This window comes from Nocardioides sp. Soil805, assembly GCF_001429625.1.
GTDB lineage: Bacteria > Actinomycetota > Actinomycetes > Propionibacteriales > Nocardioidaceae > Nocardioides.
Genome location: NZ_LMSU01000002.1, coordinates 569,308 through 590,770, shown reverse-complemented (window position 1 = coordinate 590,770; position 21,463 = coordinate 569,308). Strand labels below are relative to the sequence as shown.

At 73.3% G+C, this 21,463-nt stretch carries 20 protein-coding genes; 10 read left to right on the top strand and 10 right to left on the bottom strand.

Features of this window, described 5'->3' with window-relative positions; translation table 11 throughout:
* Positions 1–30 precede the first annotated feature (30 nt).
* A complete protein-coding gene (locus tag ASG94_RS13340; protein WP_056926927.1) occupies positions 31–1,035 on the top strand; it encodes a cation diffusion facilitator family transporter in 1,005 nt (334 codons plus the stop codon).
* A 155-nt stretch (positions 1,036–1,190) separates the two neighbouring features.
* On the opposite strand, the gene ASG94_RS13335 is transcribed toward ASG94_RS13340, so the two are convergent.
* The 3 genes from ASG94_RS13335 to ASG94_RS13325 are packed head-to-tail and all read right to left on the bottom strand — an operon-like array spanning position 1,191 to position 6,208.
* Positions 1,191–2,609, bottom strand: coding sequence for an FAD-dependent oxidoreductase (locus ASG94_RS13335; protein ID WP_056927272.1), 1,419 nt, complete (start codon positions 2,607–2,609; stop codon positions 1,191–1,193).
* Positions 2,606–4,648: a molybdopterin oxidoreductase family protein gene (locus ASG94_RS13330; RefSeq protein WP_056926926.1), complete on the bottom strand. Its 2,043-nt coding sequence runs from the start codon at positions 4,646–4,648 to the stop codon at positions 2,606–2,608. The genes ASG94_RS13335 and ASG94_RS13330 overlap by 4 nt, the downstream gene beginning before the upstream one ends.
* A 6-nt stretch (positions 4,649–4,654) precedes the next feature.
* Positions 4,655–6,208, bottom strand: a complete 1,554-nt coding sequence (locus ASG94_RS13325) for an MFS transporter (protein ID WP_056926925.1) — start codon at positions 6,206–6,208, stop codon at positions 4,655–4,657.
* 144 nt (positions 6,209–6,352) lie between these two features.
* On the opposite strand from ASG94_RS13325, the gene ASG94_RS13320 reads away from it, so the two are divergent.
* Positions 6,353–7,036: an IspD/TarI family cytidylyltransferase gene (locus ASG94_RS13320; RefSeq protein WP_056926924.1), complete on the top strand. Its 684-nt coding sequence runs from the start codon at positions 6,353–6,355 to the stop codon at positions 7,034–7,036.
* A 6-nt stretch (positions 7,037–7,042) separates the two neighbouring features.
* Here the strand turns inward: ASG94_RS13320 and ASG94_RS13315 are convergent, their stop codons facing one another.
* Both ASG94_RS13315 and ASG94_RS13310 read right to left on the bottom strand, forming a co-directional pair.
* Positions 7,043–7,627 (bottom strand): 2-C-methyl-D-erythritol 4-phosphate cytidylyltransferase, encoded by a 585-nt coding sequence (locus tag ASG94_RS13315; RefSeq protein WP_235537264.1) that lies wholly within the window; start codon positions 7,625–7,627, stop codon positions 7,043–7,045.
* A 115-nt stretch (positions 7,628–7,742) separates the two neighbouring features.
* The gene (locus ASG94_RS13310; protein WP_056926922.1) at positions 7,743–8,228 is read right to left on the bottom strand and encodes a CarD family transcriptional regulator; all 486 of its coding nucleotides are present in this window, start codon (positions 8,226–8,228) and stop codon (positions 7,743–7,745) included.
* Between the two features lie 215 nt (positions 8,229–8,443).
* Between ASG94_RS13310 and ASG94_RS13305 the strand changes: the two genes are divergently transcribed.
* The 3 genes from ASG94_RS13305 to ASG94_RS13295 are packed head-to-tail and all read left to right on the top strand — an operon-like array spanning position 8,444 to position 10,499.
* Positions 8,444–9,184, top strand: a complete 741-nt coding sequence (locus ASG94_RS13305) for a UbiA family prenyltransferase (RefSeq protein ID WP_056926921.1) — start codon at positions 8,444–8,446, stop codon at positions 9,182–9,184.
* Between the two features lie 21 nt (positions 9,185–9,205).
* Positions 9,206–9,727: a hypothetical protein gene (locus ASG94_RS13300; RefSeq protein ID WP_056926920.1), complete on the top strand. Its 522-nt coding sequence runs from the start codon at positions 9,206–9,208 to the stop codon at positions 9,725–9,727.
* Positions 9,728–9,755: 28 nt separating this feature from the next.
* Entirely contained in the window at positions 9,756–10,499 is a 744-nt protein-coding gene (locus ASG94_RS13295) for a phosphoglyceromutase (RefSeq protein ID WP_056926919.1), read from the top strand.
* A gap of 115 nt (positions 10,500–10,614) precedes the next feature.
* Here ASG94_RS13295 and phoU read toward each other — a convergent pair whose 3' ends face one another.
* The gene (gene phoU, locus ASG94_RS13290) at positions 10,615–11,271 is read right to left on the bottom strand and encodes a phosphate signaling complex protein PhoU (protein ID WP_056926918.1); all 657 of its coding nucleotides are present in this window, start codon (positions 11,269–11,271) and stop codon (positions 10,615–10,617) included.
* A gap of 133 nt (positions 11,272–11,404) precedes the next feature.
* Here phoU and ASG94_RS13285 point away from each other — a divergent pair, with 133 nt between their 5' ends.
* From ASG94_RS13285 to ASG94_RS13275, 3 genes are all read left to right on the top strand, one after another.
* Positions 11,405–12,673, top strand: a complete 1,269-nt coding sequence (locus tag ASG94_RS13285) for a sensor histidine kinase (RefSeq protein ID WP_082624171.1) — start codon at positions 11,405–11,407, stop codon at positions 12,671–12,673.
* Between the two features lie 67 nt (positions 12,674–12,740).
* Complete coding sequence (locus ASG94_RS13280; protein ID WP_056927271.1) at positions 12,741–13,418, top strand: response regulator transcription factor; 678 nt, start codon at positions 12,741–12,743, stop codon at positions 13,416–13,418.
* A gap of 103 nt (positions 13,419–13,521) precedes the next feature.
* Entirely contained in the window at positions 13,522–14,427 is a 906-nt protein-coding gene (locus tag ASG94_RS13275) for a DMT family transporter (RefSeq protein ID WP_056926917.1), read from the top strand.
* Here the strand turns inward: ASG94_RS13275 and ASG94_RS13270 are convergent.
* The 4 genes from ASG94_RS13270 to ASG94_RS13255 form a co-directional block, all read right to left on the bottom strand.
* Positions 14,424–14,936, bottom strand: coding sequence for a YbjN domain-containing protein (locus ASG94_RS13270; RefSeq protein ID WP_200958113.1), 513 nt, complete (start codon positions 14,934–14,936; stop codon positions 14,424–14,426). The two genes, ASG94_RS13275 and ASG94_RS13270, sit on opposite strands and share 4 nt — an antisense overlap.
* Positions 14,933–16,195, bottom strand: coding sequence for a D-inositol-3-phosphate glycosyltransferase (gene mshA, locus ASG94_RS13265; RefSeq protein ID WP_442938493.1), 1,263 nt, complete (start codon positions 16,193–16,195; stop codon positions 14,933–14,935). The genes ASG94_RS13270 and mshA overlap by 4 nt, the downstream gene beginning before the upstream one ends.
* Positions 16,196–16,273: 78 nt before the next feature.
* Positions 16,274–18,838, bottom strand: coding sequence for an AMP-binding protein (locus ASG94_RS13260; protein ID WP_056926916.1), 2,565 nt, complete (start codon positions 18,836–18,838; stop codon positions 16,274–16,276).
* Positions 18,839–18,908: 70 nt separating this feature from the next.
* Positions 18,909–19,805: a ribonuclease HI family protein gene (locus tag ASG94_RS13255; RefSeq protein ID WP_200958112.1), complete on the bottom strand. Its 897-nt coding sequence runs from the start codon at positions 19,803–19,805 to the stop codon at positions 18,909–18,911.
* Positions 19,806–19,830: 25 nt separating this feature from the next.
* Here ASG94_RS13255 and ASG94_RS13250 point away from each other — a divergent pair, with 25 nt between their 5' ends.
* Complete coding sequence (locus ASG94_RS13250) at positions 19,831–20,601, top strand: SDR family NAD(P)-dependent oxidoreductase (RefSeq protein ID WP_056926914.1); 771 nt, start codon at positions 19,831–19,833, stop codon at positions 20,599–20,601.
* Positions 20,602–20,666: 65 nt separating this feature from the next.
* Positions 20,667–21,356, top strand: a complete 690-nt coding sequence (locus ASG94_RS13245; RefSeq protein ID WP_056926913.1) for an aspartate/glutamate racemase family protein — start codon at positions 20,667–20,669, stop codon at positions 21,354–21,356.
* Positions 21,357–21,463 lie beyond the last annotated feature (107 nt).

Below are 21,463 nucleotides of genomic sequence, written 5' to 3'. Positions count from 1 at the left end.
GCTGTCCGGTCCGGGGGACAGACTGTGCCCATGGCCGAGTCCAGCACGACCCCCGCGCCCGGCGCCTCCGAGGCGACGGCGTCGTCCACCGGGAGCGAGAGCCTGCTCACCGTGCTCGTCGCGCTGGGCGCCAACGTCCTCATCGCGCTGGCGAAGTCGGTCGTGGCGGTCGTGACCGGGTCGGCGTCGATGGTCGCCGAGGCCGCCCACTCGTGGTCCGACGCCGGCAACGAGGTGTTCCTCCTGGTCGCCGAGCGGCGGGCGGACAAGGACCCCGACGACTCCCACCCGCTCGGGTACGGGCGCGAGGCTTACGTCTGGTCCATGTTCGCGGCCTTCGGCCTCTTCACGGCGGGTGCGGTCGTGTCGATCTGGCACGGCATCACCAGCTGGAGCGGCGGCGGGGGCGAGGAGGTCGACTACACCTGGGCGTACGCCGTCCTGGCGCTCGCCTTCGTCCTCGAGGGCATCTCCTTCCTGCAGGCCCGGCGACAGACCCGCTCCGCCGCCCGGGTCGCCGGTCTCCACCCACTGCGCTTCCTCGCGCGCACCTCCAACCCCACGCTGCGCGCCGTCTACGCCGAGGACGCGGCGGCCCTCGTCGGGATCCTGCTGGCCTCGGCCGGGATCGGGCTGCACCAGGCGACGGGCGACGCCCGCTGGGACGCGGCCGGGTCCGTGCTCGTCGGCGTGCTCCTCGGCTGCGTGGCGGTCTTCCTCATCAGCCGCAACCGGGACTTCCTGGTCGGGCAGGCCGTCTCCCCGCAGCTGCGGGGCGCCGCGCTCGAGGCCCTCGGCGGTGACCCCGACGTGCAGCGGGTGACGTTCCTGCACCTCGAGTTCGTGGGGCCGGGCAAGGTCCTGCTCATCGCGGCGGTCGACCTCGCCGGCGACGACCCGGAGCCCGCGGTGGCACGGCGGCTGCACGCGGTCACCGCCCGGCTCGAGGAGCACGAGCACGTCGAGCGGGCCGTCCTCACCCTGTCGGCGCCGGGCGAGGAGACCCTCGCTCCCGATCGACCGGGCGCTCCCTGACACCTGGACAACGCCGACCGGGCGCTTCCTAACACCTGAGCAACGCCGACCTCCCCCTTCCTGGCACGCACAGCGAAGGCAGTTGGCCGGCCGCCGGCCGCCGCCCACGCTCGCGCGATCGGCGCCGGGCACGAACTGCCTTCATCGTGCGTGCCTCAGCCGACCGGGACCGCGACGTCCTCGCCGAGCAGGCGTCGTACGACGGACTCGCAACCGCCGCACCCGGTGGTCGCCCGCGTCGTCTCGCGGCACGAGGCGTACGACGAGCAGGCCCGGACCGCCCCCGCACTGACCCCCGCACAGGCGCACACCTCGGCGTCGTCGGGCAGGCCGACCGGTGCCGCGGCCGCCTCGCCCAGCAGCAGCTGGCCCGGCTCGTCCGGGCCCAGCACGGTGCCCCGGTCGTAGAGCTGGGTGATGAGGCCGACCCGGGACAGGTCCCCGACGAGCGCGGCCGCGACGATCCGCCCGCCGTGCACGACGAGGGTCCGGTGCGACCCGGCGATGGGGTTGGTCATCTCCACCACCTCCCCCTGCGCGTGCTCGGGGTCGCCGAGGACGGCCACGTCGAGGCCGGTCGCGCGCAGCCGGGCCACGCTCCGCGAGCCGTCGTACGCCGCGTCCTCGCCGCACAGGACGCCCGCCAGCACGCCGGCCTGCTCCCAGGCGGGTGGGACGAAGCCGGTCGTGCGGTTGCGGTGCTCGGCGCAGTCCCCGATCGCGTGGACGCGGCCGTCGGTGACCGACCGGAGGGCGGCGTCGACCACCACGCCGCGGCGCACCATCAGCCCCGCCCGACGGGCCAGCGCCGTGGAGGGACGCCCTCCGGCGGTGAGCACGACGAGGTCGGCGCTGAGCTCGTAGCCGGTGTCGAGCCGCAGCCCGTCGGTGGTCATCGCGACCGCCCGGGAGCCCGCGTAGACCTCGGTCCCCAGCCGGCGCAGGCCGCGGGCGAGCACCCGCCCCCCGGCGGGTCCGAGCTGCGAGGCCAGCAGGTGCGGGGCCCCCTCCACGACCTCGGTCGCCACGCCGCGCACCGTGAGCGCCCGGGCGACCTGGAGCCCGAGCAGGCCGCCACCGACCACGACGGCCCGCGGTTTCGAGGCTCGCTGCGCTCGCACCTCGACCAACGAGGGGATCGCGGCGTCGAGGCGGCGGCAGTCGGCGAGCGAGCGGAAGGCGTGCACCGTCGGGTGCAGGGAGCCGTCGCGGCGCACGAGCCCGCGGATCGGCGGCAGCGTCGGGATCGACCCGGTGGCCAGCACCAGCCGGTCGTAGCCGATCCGCTCGCCGTCGACCAGCATCACCTCGCCGGCCCCGCGGTCCACCTCGAGCACCCGGGCACCGAGCCGCAGGTCCACGCCACGCTCGGCGAACCACGCCGCCGAGCGCAGCGTCAGCGCGTCCGGGCTGTGCGTCCCCTCGAGGACCGCGGACAGCAGGATCCGGTTGTACGGCGCGTGGTCCTCGTCGGCGAGGACGGTGACCACGCCGTCGTACCCGCGCGAGCACAGCTCCTCGACCAGCCGGACGGCCGCCATCCCGCCTCCGACGACCACCAGCCGCTCGCTCATGCGCTCACCGCCGCGGCACACACCTTGAACTCGGGCATCCGCGACGCCGGGTCGAGGGCGTCGTTGGTCAGCCGGTTGGCCCCGACCCAGTGGAAGGGCACGAAGACGGTGTCGGGCCGGATGGTGGCCACCACCCGGGCGGGCGCGGTCATCGTGCCGCGCCGGGTGGTCACCGTGACGGGCTCACCGTCGACGGCTCCGATCCGCCCGGCCAGCATCGGGTGCAGCTCGACGAAGGGGCCGGTGTCGGGCAGGTCGCGCACCCGGCGCGTCTGGGCGCCGGACTGGTACTGCGCGAGCACCCGGCCGGTCGTGAGGTGCACCGGGTAGTCGTCGCACGGCACCTCGGCCGGTCCGCGGTGCTCGACCGCCAGGAAGCGGGCGCGCCCGTCGGGGTGCGCGAAGGAGTCGAGGAACATCCGCGGGGTCCCCGGGTGGGCGGCGTCGGGGCAGGGCCAGAAGACCCCGTGCTCGTCGCGGATCCGGTCGTAGGTGATGCCGGCGTAGTCGGCCTTCCCGCCCGCGGAGGCGCGGCCGAGCTCGGCGAAGACGGCCTCGGGGTCGGTGGAGAAGACCCCTGCGGAGCCCAGCCGGGACGCCAGCGCGGCGATCACCTCGAGGTCCGAGCGGACGCCGGCGGGCGGGGTGATGGCTTGCTGCCGCAGGACCACCCGGCCCTCGAGGTTGGTCATCGTCCCGGTCTCCTCGGCCCACTGCGTGACCGGCAGCACGACGTCGGCCAGGGCCGCCGTCTCCGACAGCACCATGTCCGCGACCACCAGCAGGTCCAGCGACTCCAGCCGCTGCGTGACGTGGGTGGCCCGCGGCGCGGAGACGACGATGTTGGAGCCGAAGACCAGCAGTGCCGACGGACCGTCCGGCTGCCCGAGTGCGTCGAGCAGCTCGTACGCCGAGCGCCCCTTGCCGGGCAGCGAGTCCGGGTCGACGCCCCACACGCCGGCCACGTGCTCCCGCGCTGCCGGGTCGTCGATCATCCGGTAGCCGGGCAGCTGGTCGGCCTTCTGGCCGTGCTCGCGCCCGCCCTGCCCGTTGCCCTGGCCGGTGAGGCAGCCGTAGCCGGCCCCCGGCGTCCCCGGCATCCCGAGCGCCAGCGCCACGTTGATCCAGGCCAGCACGGTGTCGGACCCGGTGCTGTGCTGCTCGGCCCCGCGGGCGGTGAGGACGACCACCTTCGGGGCACCCCCCAGCCGGTCGGCGAGCGCCCGCACCTCGTCGGCCGGCACGCCGGTGACCCGCTCGACCCGCTCGGGCCACCAGCCGGCCACCGACTCGCGCACGTCGGCCCAGCCTGTGGTCCGGGCGGCGACGTACTCCTCGTCGACCAGTCCCCCGGCGACGAGCAGGTGCAGGACGCCGAGGGCGAGCGCGAGGTCCGAGCCGGGCACGGGCTGGACGACGACGTCGGCGCGCTCCGCGGTCGGCGTACGACGCGGGTCGACGACCACGACCCGCCCACCGCGGGCGCGCAGCGCGTCGAGGTGGCGCGCGGCCGGCGGCATGGTCTCGGCGAGGTTGGACCCGACGAGCACGACGACGTCGGCCTGCTCGACGTCGGCCAGCGGGAACGGCAGCCCCCGGTCGAGCCCGAAGGCCCGCAGCCCGGCCGACGCGGCCGACGACATGCACCAGCGACCGTTGTAGTCGATCTGCGAGGTGCCCAGCGCCACCCGGGCCAGCTTGCCGAGCTGGTAGGCCTTCTCGTTGGTGAGCCCGCCGCCGCCGAAGACCGCGACCGAGTCGGGTCCCCGCTCGGCGCGCAGCGCGACCAGCCGGCCGGCCACGAGGTCGAGCGCCTCGTCCCACGAGACCGGGCTGAGCTCGCCGGTCGCCCGGTCCCGCACCAGCGGGGTGGTGAGCCGCTCGCGACCGCCGTACAGGCCGGCCGCGCTCCACCCCTTGCGGCACAGCGCCCCGCGGTTGACCGGGAACTCCGGCCACTCGGCGACCTGCGGCGTACGGCGCCCGGTCAGCCGCATGCCGCACTGCAGCGAGCAGTAGGGGCAGTGGGTGTAGGTCACGGGGCCTCAGACGTCCGCGGAGGCGAGCGCGGGCGCCCGGCCGGCCACGGTGGTCCGCCGGGTGTAGAAGAACCACGTGGTCGCCAGGCACACGACGTAGAACCCGGTGAACACCCCGAACGCCACCTTCACGGCCTCGACCGGGTCGCCCACCCACGGCGAGCCGAAGGTGAGCGGGATGAGGAACCCGCCGATGGCACCCACCGCACCGGCGATGCCGATCACGGCGGAGGACTCCTTGGTCGCGCGCGCCATGTCGGCCTCGCGGGTCTTCTCGGTGGTCGTCTGCTCGGCCTGCCGCTGCAGGATGAGCGGGATCATCCGGTACGTCGAGCCGTTGCCGACGCCGCTGGCCGCGAAGACCACCAGGAACGCCGCCAGGAACCACGGGAAGATCGCGGAGTTGGCGTCGACCGCCGCGCGGGTGGCCTCGGAGTAGACGAAGGCGCTCGGGTCGGCCGGGACCTCCGACGGGGGCACCGGGGTGAGACGGGTCAGCGTGAGGAGCACCGCGAGGGTCCCGAGGATCATCACGACGAAGGTCCACAGGGTCACCCGCGCCCCGCCGTACTGGTCGGCGAGCCAGCCGCCGAAGGGCCGGGCGATCGAGCCCACGAGAGCACCCAGGAACGCGTAGTAGGCGAAGTTGATGCCGAGGCCCGCCACGTCCGGGACCGGCTGGTTCCAGAAGTTGATCCGGATGAGCAGCGGCATCGCGGCCGAGTAGCCGATGAAGGACCCGAAGGTGCCGATGTAGAGGAACGACATCACCCAGGTGTGCTTGTACCTGACCACCACGAGCTGCTCGCGCGGCGACGACTTCGCCCCGGTGAGGTTGTTCATGAACCGCCACGCGGCCAGCGCGCCGACGACCGCCAGCGCGGCGTACAGGTATCCGGCCCGCTCGAGGTGCAGCGCCTCGCCCGCCTTGACCAGGCCGAAGGCACCGGCACCGCCGACGACGATCGGGAGGAAGAACTGGATGAACGCGACGCCGACGTTGCCCCCGGCGGCGTTGAGGCCGAGCGCGGTGCCCTTCTTGCGGAGCGGGTAGAAGAAGTTGATGTTGGCCATCGAGCTGGCGAAGTTGCCGCCGCCGAGCCCGGCCGTCGCGGCGATCAGGCAGAAGGCCCAGTACGGCGTCTGCGGCGACTGCACCGCCCACGCGAAGAGCAGCGTCGGCACCAGCAGCAGGGACGCGCTGATGACCGTCCACGTGCGTCCCCCGAAGCGCGGCACCGCGAACGTGTAGGGCAGCCGGATCAGCGCGCCGACCAGGTTGGGGATCGCCACCAGCACGAAGAGCTGCGAGGTGGTGAAGTCGAAGCCGACCTTGGGCAGCATCGCGGCGCTGACCGACCACAGCAGCCACACCGAGAAGCCGAGGTGCTCGGAGAAGATCGACCAGACCAGGTTGCGCCGCGCGACCGGTCGCCCGACCGACTCCCAGAAGGCCTCGTCCTCGGGGCGCCAGTCGTCGATGGTCACCCCGCCCCGCGGTGGGGCGAGGGCAGGGGCGGCGGTGTCTTCAGTGGGGGCGGTGTCGGTGGAGGTGGACACGGGGGCTCCTCGGGGGTTCTCGAGCGGATGCCGCGACGCTAGGAACCGCAGGTTTCGCGACCCGGTCGCTTTGTTTCACCGACGTGTCAACTTGTCCTCACGACCTCACGGGTCGCCGACTCGCGGGGCGCCTACGATCACCCCATGCCTGCCGCCGTCGTGATCCTCGCCGCCGGCTCCGGCACCCGTGTCGGGGCCGACGTCAACAAGGTGCTGCTCCCCCTTGCCGGCGTACCGGTGCTCGCCTGGTCGGTGCGCGACGCGCTCGCGCTGGACGACGTACGCCGCGCGGTCGTGGTCGTGCGCGACGGCGAGCAGGAGGCGGTGGCGCAGGCGCTCACGCCGTACCTGGAGGACCAGGAGGTCCTGGTGGTCACCGGCGGCGTCACCCGCCACGCCTCGGAGGAGGCGGCCCTGCTCGTGCTGGCCCGCGAGGTCGACGCGGGTGGGATCGACGTCGTGGCCGTCCACGACGGCGCCCGGCCGCTGGCCGGGGGCGAGCTGTTCGCCGCCACCATCGCCGCCGCCCGCGAGCACGGCGGCGCGATCCCCGTCGTGCCCGTCGTGGGTCTCCTGACGGCCGCGCTGGAGCCGGCCGCGGGCCCGCTGGGCACCGTGCAGACCCCGCAGGCCTTCCGGGCCGGACCCCTGCTCGCGGCGTACGACGCGGCCAGGCGCGACGGCTTCGAGGGCACCGACACGGCCGCGTGCTTCGCCCGCTACGCCGACGGCGACGTCGCGGCGGTGCCGAGCAGCCCGCTCAACGTCAAGATCACCTTCCCCGAGGACGTCGTCCTCGCCGGTCGGCTGCTCGCCGCGCGTGCCTGAGCCCGCCTAGAACGGTGTCGGGGCCTCGCCGGTGAGGGCCTCGAGGAGCACGATCTCCTCCGCGGAGGTGACCCGGCGGGCCTCGGGTGGCGCCAGGACGGTCTCGATCGCGTGCCTCCCGCGCAGCCCGGCGACGACGGCCGTCAGGTCCTGGCCCGGGAAGTCGTCCAGCGCACCCACCACCGAGGGTGGCAGCACGACCGGCGACGACGGGGCCAGCAGCCCCTCCCGGTCCACGGTCTCGCCCACGACGCCGGCGTCGACGTGCTTGACGGTGTCGGTGACCGGGCGCACGGCGACCACCACGGCGTCGTGCTCGAGCGCCTGCTCGACGCAGCGGGCGATGAAGGCGGCGGGGGTCATCGGGCACAGGGCGTCGTGCAGCACGACGGCCTCCTCGGCGGTCTGCACGCTCGACCACGGCACTCCGACGTCCACCGGCGTCACCCCGGCACCGCCGAGCGCCCACGCCGCGCACGCCACCAGGGCCTCGCCGTGGATCAGGGCGTAGGGCAGCGCGCCACGGTCCTCGTCGAGCACCACGCCCAGGGCCGGCGGCAGCTCGCGCTCGTCGTACGTCATGTCACTCATGGTGCGACCACCGTAGGGCGTCGCGCACCCCCTCGGTCCGTGCTCCCCGCCCCCGGACGCGACGAAGCCCCCGACAGCGTGCGTCGGGGGCTTCGACCAGAGTGTCAGGAACCGCTCAGGAGGCGAGGACCTCGTCGAGGATGGCCTCGGCCTTGTCCTCGTTGGTGTGCTCGGCCAGGGCCAGCTCGGAGACGAGGATCTGGCGCGCCTTGGCCAGCATCCGCTTCTCGCCGGCCGACAGGCCGCGGTCGCGCTCGCGGCGCCACAGGTCACGCACGACCTCGGCGACCTTCATGACGTCGCCGGAGTGGAGCTTCTCGAGGTTGGCCTTGTAGCGGCGCGACCAGTTGGTCGGCTCCTCGACGTGTGCGGCTCGCAGGACGTCGAACACGCGGTCGAGGCCCTCCTTGTCGACGACGTCGCGCACGCCGACCAGGTCGAGGTTCATGGCAGGGACGCGGACCACGAGGTCCTGCTGGGCCACGATCCTCAGGACGAGGTACTGGCGGTCCTCGCCCTTGATGGTCCGCATCTCGATGTCCTCGATGACTGCGGCCCCGTGATTCGGGTAGACAACCGTTTCGCCGACGGTGAAGGTCATGTACTTGTACCCCTCTTTCTAGGTGACCAGTCTAACACGCGTCCGCGACACCTCCGACATCGTTTGTGCAGGTCAGGACCCCTGCGCGGGCTTGACAGACTCTGGTTCGTATGGTGCGCCCACCCCTGCGGAGGGGGTCGCCGGGACCGCCACGGACCCGACCAATCACCCCCGATCGACACACCGGTCCGACCCGGTGGTCGATACTGCGACCCATGTCCACCCAGGCCCCGCCCGCCCGACGCGGCTTCTCCCTCGCCCGCAGCCTGCCGGTGCTGCTGGTGCAGGCCGCGCACCCGCGGCAGGCCGTCCTGACCGCGCTGGGGATGGGGGCGGCGGCCGGCCTGGCCGGGCGTCCGCTGCGCGAGATCGGGCTCGTGGCCGCCACCGTGCTGGTGGGCCAGGCCATCCAGGGGTGGGACAACGACCTCGTCGACCGGGAGGGCGACGCGCGCCACGAGCTCCCCCGCAAGCCCCTGGCCCAGGGACTGCTGGAGCCCGGCACGGTGCGGTTCGTGCTGATCTGCGCGACCCTGCTCGTCGTACCCCTCTCGATCTCGGCCGGCACGGTCGCCGGCGCCGCCTACCTGCTCGCCGTCGGGGTCGGGCTGCTCGCCAACCGCGTGCTGCGCGGCAGCGTGCTCTCCTGGCTGCCGTGGGCGGTCCAGTTCGCGCTCTACCCGGCCTACCTGGCGTACGGCGGCTGGAACGGCCAGGGCACCGACACGCCCCCGACCGTGACGATGACCGTCCTGGCCGCACTGCTCGGGGTCGGGGTCCACGTGCTGCGCGCCCTGCCGGGCCTCGTCCCCGACAACCGCGACGGCCGACGCCACCTCCCGCTGCGGATCGCGCTGCGCACGGGGGCCCCGCGACTGCTCCTCCTGGCCGGCCTGTTCACCGGGCTCGTGGTCGTTGCCCTGCTGGTGGTCGGGCAGGCCGTCGGCCTGACCTGAGTCGGCGCTAGCATGTGCGCCATGCAGCTCCGACGCTCCTTCGCGCTCACCGCCGCCGCGCTGGCCCTCACCGCGCCGGCCCTGACGTCGTGCGGGTTCGACTACGCGACCGACCGGTACTACACGCCCGCCAACGGCGCCAACAACCGCGACGGCGACGTCGACGTGCTGGGCGCCGTGATCGTGTCCACCGAGCCCGGGTCCGGCACCTTCATCGCGTCGCTGTCCAACAACTCCACCACGGAGGCCGCCTCGCTGACCGAGTTGCAGGCAGGCGACGGCAGCGACGTGACCGCGGCCGACTTCGAGCCCGTGGAGATCGCGCCCGGCGCCCTGGTCAACCTCGCCGACCCGCCGGCCGACCTGAAGGTCACCGGCGACCTCGAGGCGGGCGACTTCGTGGCCCTCACCCTCACCTTCGACAACGGCGAGACCGCCGACGTCGAGGTCCCGGTCGTGCCCAACAGCGGCAACTTCGAGGGCCTGGACGGTGAGCCGGCTCCCGCCGACGAGCCGAGCGAGTCCGAGTCCGCCACCCAGTGAGCCCCGCCCGCACGGAGGAGACCCACCCATGACGTACACCCTGGTCCTGCTCCGCCACGGCGAGAGCGAGTGGAACGCCAAGAACCTCTTCACCGGGTGGGTCGACGTCGACCTCACCGACAAGGGCCGCGCCGAGGCGGTCCGCGGCGGCGAGCTGCTCGTCGAGGCCGGGCTGCTCCCGGACGTCGTGCACACCTCGCTGCAGCGGCGCGCGATCACCACCGCCCACCTCTCCCTCGACGCCGCCGACCGGCACTGGATCCCGGTCAAGCGCTCGTGGCGCCTCAACGAGCGCCACTACGGCGCCCTGCAGGGCAAGGACAAGAAGCAGACGCTCGAGGAGTACGGCGAGGAGCAGTTCATGCTCTGGCGCCGCTCGTTCGACACCCCGCCGCCGCCCATCGACGACGCCGACGAGTTCTCCCAGGTGGGCGACCCGCGCTACGCGGACCTCGGTGACGAGATGCCGCGCACGGAGTGCCTCAAGGACGTCATCGCGCGGTTCCTGCCCTACTGGGAGGCCGAGATCGTGCCCGACCTGCAGGCCGGGCACACCGTGCTCGTCGCGGCGCACGGCAACAGCCTCCGGGCCCTGGTCAAGCACCTCGACGGCATCTCCGACGCGGACATCGCGGGGCTCAACATCCCCACCGGCATGCCGCTGGTCTACCGCCTCGACGAGTCCCTGGCGCCCACCGTGCCGGGCGGTGAGTACCTCGACCCCGAGGCCGCTGCCGCCGCGGCCGCGGCGGTCGCCAACCAGGGTCGGTGAGTCGTCGGCGCTCGCGCCGACGAACCTCACCGAGATCGAGCGAGCCCGCGACCGAGGAACGAGGTCGCGACGGCGGGCCGAGATCCGGTCCGGCTGACCCCTGGGCGTACGCCGCTCAGTCGTCGTTGCGGTTGACCTGCTGGCCGGTGACGACGAAGACGACCCGGTTGGCCACCGAGACGGCGTGGTCGGCGATCCGCTCGTAGTAGCGCCCCAGCAGGGCGATGTCGACGGCCGCCTCGACCCCGTGCGACCAGTCGTCGCCGAGCAGCTGGGCGAAGGAGCGGCGGCGCAGCTGGTCCATGATCTCGTCGTCGCGGCCGAGCTCGATGGCGGCCTCGACGTCGCGGTCGGTGATGATCGCGTGGACCCGGCGGACCATGTCCTCGGCCACCTCGGCCATCCGCTCGAGCGTCGGGCGGATCTCGTCGGGAACGGCCACGTTGGGCACCCGCAGGCGGGCGATCTTGGCCACGTGGACCGAGAGGTCGCCCATCCGCTCGAGCTCGCTGACCATCCGCAGGGCCGAGACGATCATCCGCAGGTCCCCGGCCACCGGCTGCTGGAGGGAGAGCAGAGCGAAGGCGTTGTCCTCGATGCGCTCGCGGTTGGCGTCGATGGCCTCGTCGGCGCTGATGACCTCCTCGGCGGTGGCGGCGTCGCCGCTCAGCAGCGCCTCGGTCGCACGTCGTACCGCCACCTCCACCTGGCCGCAGATCTCTGCGAGGTCGGTGAAGATGGCATCGAGCTGGTCATGGAAGGCCTCACGCATGGAGCGCAGCCTAAGCGGCGCGGCGAGCCCTCCTGAACGCCTGCGGTGAACGCGTGGTGAACAGTGGGCACAGGACTGGCGCACGGGCGTCCAGCGGCGGATCGTGGGCCGCTGACGTGCGTACGATCGTCGCGTGGACCCGACGACCCAGGCAGCACTGGCTGCCGTCATCGGCGCGATCGTCGCCGGGGGCGCCGTGCTCGCCTGGCACATCAGCGACCTCCAGCAGAGCCGCGTCCCCCACGTCGACGAGCCCCTCGTGCCGCCCGGCGTGGCCGCCGTGCTGTCGGTGCTGCGCTCCTCCGCGGTCGTCGTGGACTCCGAGGACCATGTCCTCAAGGCCTCGGCGCCGGCGTACGCCTTCGGCCTGGTGCGCGGCAACGAGGTCCTCGTCGAGGACCTGCGCGACCTGATCCACGTCGTACGCCGCGACGGGCAGATCCGCGAGGCCGAGATGGAGCTGGCCGGTGACCGCTCCTCGGCCCGCACCGTGGTCGCCCGCGTCGCCCCGCTCGGCTCGCGGCTGGTGCTCGCCCTCGTCGAGGACCGCACCCGCGAGCGCCGCGTCGAGGCCGTGCGCCGCGACTTCGTGGCCAACGTCAGCCACGAGCTCAAGACCCCCGTCGGCGCTATCCGGCTGCTGGCCGAGGCGGTCGACGACGCCGCCGACGACCCCGAGGCGGTGCAGCGCTTCGCCCGCCGGATGCTGCACGAGAGCGACCGGCTGTCCCGGCTGGTGCAGCAGATCATCGAGCTCTCCCGCCTCCAGGGCGACGACCCGCTCGAGATGCCGGTGCAGGTGCGGCTCGACGACGTCGTGACGGCCGCGGTCGACCACAGCGCCATCGACGCCGCGGCCAAGGACATCACCCTGGTGACCCGCGGCGACCACGACCTGGAGGTCTTCGGCTCGGCCGAGCAGATCGGTGCCGCCGTGAGCAACCTGGTCGCCAACGCCGTGCACTACTCCGACGGTGGGTCCCGGGTACTGGTGACCACCAAGTCGATGGGCGACACCGCGCAGATCTCGGTGGTCGACCAGGGCATCGGCATCCCGGCCCGGGAGATCGACCGGATCTTCGAGCGCTTCTACCGCGTCGACCCGGCACGCCACCGCTCCACCGGCGGCACCGGGCTCGGGCTGTCCATCGTCAAGCACGTCGCGGCCACCCACGGCGGGGACGTCAGCGTGTGGTCCGTCGAGGGCCAGGGCTCCACCTTCACCCTCACGCTCCCCCTCAGCTCGCACTCGAGCACCCGGCTCGCCGGTCCCACCGCGCCGGTCACGGTCGTCGCCCCCCGCGACACCACGGGTCGCCACGCGACCCGCCGCCCCACGGTCCAGTCCCACCCCCAGCCCGACCCCGCGGTCGGAGAACCCACCCAGGAGGTACGCCGATGAGCACCCCACGATGTTCTTCGTCTCCCCCACTCCGTTCCTCCGACGAACGACACCACGGGGACCCCGCGTGACCCGGGTACTCGTCGTCGAGGACGAAGAGAGCTACAGCGACGCCCTCGCCTACATGCTCCGCAAGGAGGGCTACGAGGTGGCCATCGCCGCCGACGGCAACAGCGCGCTCACCGAGTTCGAGCGCAACGGGGCCGACATCGTGCTGCTCGACCTGATGCTGCCGGGCCTGCCGGGCACCGAGGTGTGCCGGGCGATCCGCCAGACCTCCAGCGTCCCGGTGATCATGGTCAGCGCGAAGGACGACGAGGTCGACAAGGTCGTGGGCCTCGAGCTCGGTGCCGACGACTACGTCACCAAGCCCTACTCCCCGCGCGAGCTCGTCGCCCGCATCCGGGCCGTCCTGCGCCGCGGCGCCGAGCCCGACCTGGCACCCGACACCCTCGAGGCCGGCCCGGTCCGGATGGACGTCGAGCGCCACGTCGTCACCGTCGAGGGCGTCGAGCAGCGGCTGCCGCTCAAGGAGTTCGAGCTCCTCGAGATGTTCCTGCGCAACCCCGGTCGGGTGCTCACCCGCGGCCAGCTCATCGACCGGGTCTGGGGCTCCGACTACGTCGGCGACACCAAGACCCTCGACGTCCACGTCAAGCGGCTGCGCGCCAAGCTGGAACCGGACCCGAGCGAGCCGAAGTACCTCGTCACCGTGCGGGGGCTCGGCTACAAGCTCGACCTCTGACCGGTCGTTCGGTCGCGGGCCCCCGAGGCCAACGGCGGGATCTCGACGTACGACGTCCGAAACCCGCTCGCGCCGCTGTCATGCGCGTCCGTAGTCTTGGCTCATGACCAGTACGCAGCACGCCGAGCCCCTCGCGCCGACCCACCCGGCCTGGTTCCCGGCGGCCGCGGGGGCGATCACGCTGGTCATGTGGGCCTCCGCGTTCGTGGTCATCCGCCACGTCGCGCACGACATCAGCCCCGGCTCGCTCGGCGCCGGGCGGCTCCTCGTGGCCGCGCTGGTGGTCCTGCCGCTGGTGCTGCGACGCGGGTGGGTCCAGCCGACCCGGCACGAGTGGATCCTGCTCGCCGCCTGCGGCATCGGGTGGTTCGGCGTCTACAACCTGGCCCTCAACGAGGGCGAGCGACGCGTCGACGCCGGCACGGCGGCCATGATCATCCAGATCGGCCCCATCATCGTGGCGTTCCTGGCGGTCTGGATCTTCGGCGAGGTCCTCCACCGGTGGCTGCTCATCGGCATGGTCATCGGCTTCGGCGGGGTCGCCATCATCGCCCGGGGCTACTCGGGCGGCGGCGACGGAGACCTGGTCGGCGTCCTGCTCGTGGTGCTCGCTGCGGCGATGTACGCCGTCGGCGTGCTGAGCCAGAAGTCGCTGCTGCGCCGCATCCCCTCCGTGCAGGTCGTCTTCGTGTCCTTCGTGATCGGCGCCCTGGTCTGCCTGCCGTTCGCCCACGACCTCGTCGACGTCGTGACCGAGGGGGGCTCGACCCTGTGGTGGACGGTCTACCTCGGCGTCTTCCCGACGGCGATCGCCTTCACCACGTGGGCCTTCGCGCTCACGCACACCGACGCGGGCAAGCTCTCCCTGACGACCTTCCTGGTGCCCGCCATCACGACGCTCATCGCCTGGGCGCTGCTGGACGAGGTGCCGCCGGCCCTCACCTTCCTCGGCGGGGCGATGGCGATCGTCGGGGTGCTGCTCACCCGGCGTACGCCGGCGCGACGCTAGGCGGAGGGCTCCGGGTCGGTCCCGGCCTCGAGCCAGCCCCGGAAGGCCTCGAGGTTGCGCGTCGACTCCCCGCGGGAGAGCCGCCACTCCCACTCCTTGCGGATGGAGGTGGCGAAGCCGAGCTCGAGGATGGCGTTGAAGGACTCGTCGGCGTGGGTGAGCACCGAGCCGAGGAGCCGGTCGAGCTCGTCGTCACTGACGGCCGACAGCGGCAGCCGGGCGTCGAGGTAGATGTCGCCGGTGTGGTCGACGGCGAAGGCCACGGCGTACATCCGCAGGTTGCGCTCGAGGAGCCAGCGGTAGACCCGGGCGTGGTTCTCGTCGGGGTTGCGGCACACGAAGGCGTGCACCCCGAGCGCGTGCTCGCCGACGTCGAGGCGCACCGGCGTCTGGAGCTTCTTCTCGCCCGGCAGGGTCAGCGAGAAGACCCCGGGACGGTCCTCGACGTACTCGATCTCGTTGGCGTCGAGGTAGCCGCGGACGGTGTCGGCGATGGCGGAGTCGCTCACACCGACATCTCATCACGCATCAGCGTGCGCGCCGTGCGGTAGGCCTCGAGGGTGCGGGCGGCCGTGCGGTCCCAGGAGAACTCCCGCGCCTGGGCGAGCGCACCGTCGCCGAGACGGGCCGTCAGCTCGGGGTCGTCGATCAGCCGGCGCAGCGCAGCGGCCCAGTCGCGCGGCTCGTGGCCGTCGACGAGCAGCCCGCTGCGACCGTCGGCGACGACGGTCGTCAGCCCGCCGACCGCCGCGGCCACCACCGGCGTGCCGGTCGCCTGGGCCTCGGCGGCGACGAGCCCGAAGGACTCGTTGTACGACGGCACGGCGACCGCGGTGGACGCGGCGCACCACCGGGCCAGCTCCTCCTGGGCCACGGGCGGCACGAACCGCACCACGCCGTCGAGGCCGAGCTCGTAGGCCAGCTGGGCGAGCGACTCGGGGTGCTCGAGCCCGCTGCCGGACGGTCCGCCGACGACGGGGACGACGAGCCGCGAGCGCAGCGAGGGGTCCTGGTCCAGCAGCACCGAGACGGCGCGCAGCAGCACGTCCGGGGCCTTGAGCGGCTGGATCCGGCCGGCGAACATCACCACCACCGCGTCCGCGGGGAGGTCGAGGTCACGACGGGCCTGCGCCCGGTCCATCGGCCGGAAGACGTCGAGGTCGACGCCGGGGTGGATGACCTCGACGCGGGTCGGGTCGGCGTCGTACAGGTTGATGAGCTGCTTGGCCTCGAGGTCGGTGTTGGCGACCAGCATGTCGGCGGCCTGGACGACCTGCTCCTCGCCGATCACGCGGGCGACGGGCTCGGGGGTGTCGCCCTCGGCGAGGGCGTCGTTCTTGACCTTGGCCATGGTGTGCATCGAGTGCACCAGCGGCACCTGCCAGCGATCCCGGGCGAGCGCGCCGACCTGGCCGGAGAGCCAGTAGTGCGAGTGCACGACGTCGTAGTGCCCGAGGGGGTGGGCCGCCTCGGTGCGCAGCACCTCCCGCGCGAAGGTGCACAGCTGGCCGGGCAGCTCACCCTTGGTGAGCCCCTCGAAGGGACCGGCCGCCACGTGGCGCACCAGCACCGCGCCGTCCGTGCCGGGGACCTCCACGACCGGCGGCAGCGACGACGACGTGGCCCGGGTGAAGACGTCGACCGCGATGCCCTGGCGCGCGAGGCGGCGTGACAGCTCGATGACGTAGACGTTCATGCCGCCCGCGTCACCCGTCCCGGGCTGGTCGAGCGGCGAGGTGTGCAGGCTGATCATGGCGACCCGGTCCACGCAGGCGTCCTCTCGTCAGGGGCGCCCGGTCACGACGAGTGACCACGACACGAGGGGCGCCAACCGGGCACAACAACCTCAGCGCGCCAGCGATTCCCGGACGGGCACCCCACCCCGACGGCCGGTGGCCTCGGGACCGCGTACGACGGCCGCGGCCGCGCGGCGTACGACGGTCGCCGCGACGACGCCGACCGCCAGCGAGAGCAGGGTCGCCAGCAGCGGCCACTGCACCTCGAACCACGGGTAGACGCGCCAGTGCAGCAGGTAGATCCACAGCGACGAGGCGGCCACGAGCCCGGTGACGTACGCCGCCGCGGCCGGCAGGCGCACGTGGGGCACCCACGTCAGCGCGAGCAGCCCCAGGGCGAGGTAGACGTGCCGCTCGACCCCGCCGACGGAGAAGAAGCCGGGGACCAGGGCCAGCACCAGGACCGAGACGACCAAGCGCTGGGCGCGGGTGCGAGCCTGCGACATGGCCCACCCCAGGACGAGCAGCCAGAGCACGCCGTGGGCGCGGTGGACGTGGTCACCGGGCATCCCGACGAGGTCGTAGCGGGTCGGGAGCAGCACCAGGGAGAGCACCACCGGCGTGCCGAACGGGTGGCGCCGCGTGGCCCGGTCCACCGCGGGGACCGCGAGCAACCCCGCCAGCAGCAGCACCGCCAGCACCATCGCCTCGATGAACCAGTAGCTCCAGCGGGGTTCCGACCAGCTCCACTCGGTGAAGGCCGTGATCAGCGCGGCCTGCTTCCAGGTGATGTCGCGCGACAGCGCGGCGACGATCCCGATGACCGCCACCGAGGGGACCGCCACCCGGGCCAGGCCGCGCAGGATCGCGCGGGTCCGCTCCCGCCGCGAGCGGTCGCCGAGCTGGAATCGGCCGAGGTTGAAGCCGACGATCGCCAGCAGCACGTGCGCGCCACCGAGGAGCGTGAAGAGGTTGGCGTGCGAGCCGACGATGGTCACGATCGCCAGCGCCCGCAGCACGACGTTGGTCTCGACGGTCACACCCCTGCGACGACGGCCGGAGGGGACGGCGTCGGCGAGCGCGGCCGCGGGCAGGGTCGGCCACGCGGCAGGCAGGTGCCCGAGCAGTCCCTCGAGGCGCAGGCTGACCTCGACGTAGGACAGCGAGTCGCCGCCGAGGGAGACGAACGAGTCGCCCGGCCCGGCGTCGGGACGGCCGAGCAGCGCGCCCAGCAGGTCCGCCACGGCGACCGCCGTCACCTCCCTGGTCGGGGTGGTCGCTGCAGCGGGCGCCTCGGGCAGGTCCCGGACCATGGCCGCCAGCGCGCGGTGGTCGACCTTGGCGTTGGGCAGCCGCGGCAGGTCGGGCAGCACCAGGACCGCGACCCCGGTGGGCGCGAGCCCGGCGGCGTCGGCGGCCCCACGGCGTACGACGTCGGGGTCGACGGGGCGGGCACCGTCGACGACACCGACGGCGATCCGCTCCCCCGCGTCGGCGACGGCCGCGACGACCCCGCCACGGGCCAACGAGCGCTCCACCCGGTCGAGGTCGATCCGCAGGCCGCAGACCTTGGCGATCCGGCTGGTCCGCCCGACGACCTCCCAGAGGCCGTCGGGACGCTGCCGCGCCAGGTCACCGGTGCGCAGCTCCTCCACCGTGCGTCCGGAGGCGAGGTCGGCGGGCGCGGTGGCGTAGCCCATCATCACGTTGGGGCCGGAGAAGACGAGCTCCCCGACGCCCGGGTCCGCGTCCTCGACGCGCGCCAGCCTGAACGACGTGCCGGGCAGCGGGCGGCCGACCGACCCGGGCGCCACGGAGGCCAGGTCGGGGCGCAGCACGCTCATCCGGGCGGTGGCCTCGGTGGCGCCGTACATCACGAACAGGTCGTAGCCCCGGCGCTGGCCAAGCTCGGCGAAGGCCCGGACCCGCTCCGGCGGCATCCGCCCGCCGGCCTGGGTGAGCGCGCGCAGGGAGGGGAGGTCCCGGTCGGCGAAGCCGGCCCGCTCGAGCAGCTCGAAGGTGTGGGGCACGCCGGGGATCGTGGTCACGCCGTGGGTGCGGACCAGGTCCCAGAAGCACTCGTCGACGACGGAGAGGTCGGTGAGCAGCAGGCCGGCCCCGCGCAGCAGGTGGCTGTGGAGCACCGAGAGGCCGTAGCAGTAGTGCAGCGGCAGCGTGGTGGCCGCGAGGTCGGTGTCCCGCACGCCGAGCGCCTCGGCGATGGCCTCAGCGTTGGCCAGCACGCCCTCGCGGGCCAGTCGCACGAGCTTGGGCGAGCCGGTCGACCCGCTGGTCGACAGCAGCAGCGCCAGGTCGGGGTGGAGCGCGTGCGAGGACTCCGCCGCGCGCCAGTCGCGCCCGGCCGGGTCGGCCAGCACGTCGGGCGTCCAGGCCTCCAGCAGGCCCGGGGCGGCCGCGGGCGAGGAGACGAGCACGACCTGGTCGGCGGCCAGCGCTGCGACGTACTCGACGACCGAGTCGATGTCGTTGCCGGGCGTGAGGAGCACCAGCCGGCGACCGCCGGTGTACGCCGCGGCGGCCTGCTCGACGCGGTCGGCGAGGTCGGCGTAGGTCACCGACTCATCGGCGGTGACCAGGGCCCGGCGCTCACCGAAGGAGGCGAGGTGGGCGATGAGCGGCGCCGGGGTCGGGCGCACCTCGGGGGCGGTGGTCACCCGGAGGACGATAGAAGGTAAGCCTTACCTTTGCCAGTTGGCGGGACCCGCCGCCGTCGCGGTGCGCGGCTCAGGCCTCGCGGGTGCCCTGGTGGAACCGCTGCTGCCAGCCGTGCGACGTCCGCACCCACAGTGAGCTGCGCAGCACGCTGCCGTCGTCGGTGATGCTGCGCCACAGCAGCAGGATCGTGTCCGGCGAGAGCCGCTCGGTCGACACGACGTCGAGGCTGATCTCGACCCCGAGGGGCCCCATCTCGGCGAGCAGCTCCTCCCGCGTCCACAGGCGACCGGACTGGCCGATCTCCTGCCACTCGGGGTGCAGCAGCGCGGCCATCGCACCACGGTCGGAGCGCACCTCGTCGGTGAGGGCCGCGCGCTCCAGGGCGATCACCTGCTCCTCGTCGGAGAGGTTGCTGACGTCGCTGCCGGCGTCGTCGAGATCGCTGAAGAGGTCGGGCTCCTCCTCGACCACGGTGGGGCCCGCCTGCGGGACGCTGCGGCCCGACGCGCCGGCGAAGCCGGGTCCGGGGTCGGCGACCCGGCCGGCCTGGTAGGCCGCGGCGGCGGCGTTGGCGCGCCGGTCGGCGGCCTCGTTGAGGACGTGCCCGGAGTGGCCCTTGACCCACTCGAACTTCACCCGGCGGCCCTGCATGGCGGCGTCGAGGGCCTGGATGAGCTCGAGGTTCATCACGGGCTTGCCGTCGCCCTTCTTCCAGCCCTTGCGCTTCCAGCCGGCCATCCACTTGGTGATCGTGTTGATGACGTAGGTGCTGTCGCAGTAGACGTGCAGCTCGTCGTCGACGTGCGCCGTCTGCTGGAGCAGGTCGAGCACGGCCATCAGCTCGCCCATGTTGTTGGTGCCGCGGGCCCAGCCCCCGGAGGCCCAGCAGTCGTCGTCGACGTACCACGCCCATCCCGCCGGTCCGGGGTTGCCGAGGGCCGAGCCGTCTGCTGCCGCGATGATCACGGCGCACATCCTGCATCATGGCGTCATGACCGAGACCCCCCAGTCGACCCCCCAGCGCACCCGGACCGCCGTCGTGACGGGCGCCTCGAGCGGCATCGGTGCCGCCACCGCGCGCGCCCTGGCCGCGGCCGGCTTCGACGTGGTGTGCGCCGCCCGCCGTACCGACCGCATCGACGCCCTCGCCCAGGAGATCGGCGGCCGCGCGGTGGCCTGCGACGTCACCGACGACGCCTCGGTGGCGGCACTCGCCTCCGCCGTCGGCGACACGCTGCACGTCCTGGTCAACAACGCCGGCGGCGCCTTCGGCTCCGACCCGGTCGAGTCGGCCGACGTCGAGCAGTGGCGGGCGATGTACGACGTCAACGTGCTCGGGCTGGTGCGCGTCACCCAGGCCCTCCTCCCTGCCCTGCGCGCCAGTGGGGACGGCCTCATCGTCAACGTCGGCTCCACCGCCGGCCGGATCGCCTACGAGAAGGGCGGCGGCTACACCGCGGCCAAGCACGCCACCCAGGTGGTCACCGAGACGCTGCGCCTCGAGCTCAACGGCGAGCCGATCCGGGTCAGCGAGATCGCACCCGGCATGGTCCGCACCGAGGAGTTCGCCATGGTCCGCTTCGGCGGCGACGCCGAGGCCGCCGCCGCGGTGTACGACGGCGTCCCCGACCCGCTGGTCGCCGAGGACGTCGCGGACGCCATCGCCTGGGTGGCCACCCGGCCCGCCCACGTCAACATCGACGAGCTCGTCATCAAGCCGCGAGCGCAGGCGGCGCAGCACAAGGTGCACCGGGTGCGCTGACGCGCCCCCGTCCACCGGGTCCGCAGGCCTCCTCGGTGGTCTGCGCGGCGTGCCAGACTGCACCCGTGCAGACCATCGGACTCATCGGCGGCATGAGCTGGGAATCCAGCCTGGTGTACTACCGCGACCTCAACCTCGGGGTGCAGCAACGACTCGGCGGGCTCTCCTCGCCCAAGCTCGTGCTGAGCACCGTCGACTTCGCCGAGCTGACCCACCTCGAGGACGACGAGAAGTGGGACCAGATCGGCACCCTGCTGGCCGATGCCGCCGCCGGGGTCGAGCGCGCCGGCGCCGACTTCCTGCTGCTGTGCACGACGACCTTCCACAAGGTCGCCGACCAGGTGGCCGACGCGGTCGACATCCCGCTGCTCCACCTCGCCGACGTCGTCTCCGACGCCTGCACGGCCGCGGGGATGGACAAGGTCGCCTTCATCGGGACCACCGTGGCCATGAACGACCCGTTCTTCATCAGCCGCATCAGTGACGGCGGCCCCGAGGTGATCGTCCCGGACGCCCGGCACCACGAGTGGCTCAACGACGCGATCTACGGCGAGCTCGTGCACGGCCGGGTCGTCGACCGGACCCGCCGCCGCGTGGTGGACCTGATCGACGAGCTCTGGGACGCCGGCGCCGGTGGCGTCCTGCTCGGCTGCACCGAGCTCGAGCTGCTCGTCCGGCAGGCCGACACCGAGCTCCCCGTCTTCCCCTGCACGACCCTGCACGTGCAGGCGGCGCTCGACCGCGCGCTCGCCTGACCGGGCGATTCCTGACACCTCACAGCCGCCGACCGGGCACTTCCTGACACCTTGCAGCCGCCGACCGGGCACTTCCTGACACCTCGCAGCCGCCGACTGGACCTCGG

Coding starts and splice junctions, on each gene's coding strand:
- ASG94_RS13275 (WP_056926917.1), top strand. CDS start 13,522: ATGACCAGTACGCAGCACGCCGAGCCCCTCGCGCCGACCCACCCGGCC.
- ASG94_RS13300 (WP_056926920.1), top strand. CDS start 9,206: ATGCAGCTCCGACGCTCCTTCGCGCTCACCGCCGCCGCGCTGGCCCTC.
- ASG94_RS13320 (WP_056926924.1), top strand. CDS start 6,353: ATGCCTGCCGCCGTCGTGATCCTCGCCGCCGGCTCCGGCACCCGTGTC.
- ASG94_RS13295 (WP_056926919.1), top strand. CDS start 9,756: ATGACGTACACCCTGGTCCTGCTCCGCCACGGCGAGAGCGAGTGGAAC.
- phoU (WP_056926918.1), bottom strand. CDS start 11,271: ATGCGTGAGGCCTTCCATGACCAGCTCGATGCCATCTTCACCGACCTC.
- ASG94_RS13335 (WP_056927272.1), bottom strand. CDS start 2,609: ATGAGCGAGCGGCTGGTGGTCGTCGGAGGCGGGATGGCGGCCGTCCGG.
- ASG94_RS13310 (WP_056926922.1), bottom strand. CDS start 8,228: ATGACCTTCACCGTCGGCGAAACGGTTGTCTACCCGAATCACGGGGCC.
- ASG94_RS13250 (WP_056926914.1), top strand. CDS start 19,831: ATGACCGAGACCCCCCAGTCGACCCCCCAGCGCACCCGGACCGCCGTC.
- ASG94_RS13305 (WP_056926921.1), top strand. CDS start 8,444: ATGTCCACCCAGGCCCCGCCCGCCCGACGCGGCTTCTCCCTCGCCCGC.
- ASG94_RS13315 (WP_235537264.1), bottom strand. CDS start 7,627: ATGAGTGACATGACGTACGACGAGCGCGAGCTGCCGCCGGCCCTGGGC.
- ASG94_RS13340 (WP_056926927.1), top strand. CDS start 31: ATGGCCGAGTCCAGCACGACCCCCGCGCCCGGCGCCTCCGAGGCGACG.